The sequence below is a fragment of the Alkalicoccus luteus genome (genome assembly GCF_052061695.1).
GTDB lineage: Bacteria > Bacillota > Bacilli > Bacillales > Salisediminibacteriaceae > Alkalicoccus > Alkalicoccus luteus.
Genome location: NZ_JBPZEY010000030.1, coordinates 1 through 639, shown reverse-complemented (window position 1 = coordinate 639; position 639 = coordinate 1). Strand labels below are relative to the sequence as shown.

At 45.9% G+C, this 639-nt stretch carries 2 pseudogenes; both read left to right on the top strand.

Annotated elements, in window-relative coordinates:
• Window positions 1-188: pseudogene (locus tag ACSZLD_RS16855) on the top strand (IS5/IS1182 family transposase); the annotation flags it as partial.
• 48 nt (window positions 189-236) lie between these two features.
• Window positions 237-534 (top strand): annotated as a pseudogene (locus ACSZLD_RS16850) (transposase); the annotation flags it as partial.
• Between the last annotated feature and the right edge of the window lie 105 nt (window positions 535-639).

Here is a 639-nt window from a genome sequence, read left to right as displayed (position 1 = left end):
GTCCGTTTTTCGGACAGAAAATAGAGGTCATGCTGCATGACAGCATTCGTATGATGTGGCTCGCCCAAGGATATACGCCGACCTATCGAAGCCTGAATCGATTCCGCGTTCACCCGGATATTAACGAAGCGATTTTCATCGACGGGACGAAGATCGAAGCGAACGCAACGAAAATCAGGATTATGTGAAAAAATCTGTTTAAAACTATTACCAGGACGTGATTACCAAGTCGACGTGAAGATTGTACTAGTTGTCTTTTCCTCGTCGATTGTTCCAGGGCGAAGGAAGGGACGAATCAAAAAGATTTATTACAATGAAAGATGGGAAACGCAACAAGCACATATCCGCCAACTGCTTTCAAAAAAGAAAACTGGAGCTATCTATGGTCGGCGCAAAACCGACGTGGAAGCCGTTTTTGGATTTCTGAAGGCGAATTTGCGTTTCACCAGGATCTCGGTGAGTGGCAAAGCCAAGGGAAAACAAGAACTAAAATTCGCGCTCATGGCCGTGAACATGAGAAAGTTCACGGCCATGAGACAGATTCGTTATTGCTTCTCCCAAATAAAACGCTCTCGACGACCCGCCTGGGTCATCGAAAGCGTTTTTTACGTGCTGGAGAAGTATTTTGTCCCAGCCTCT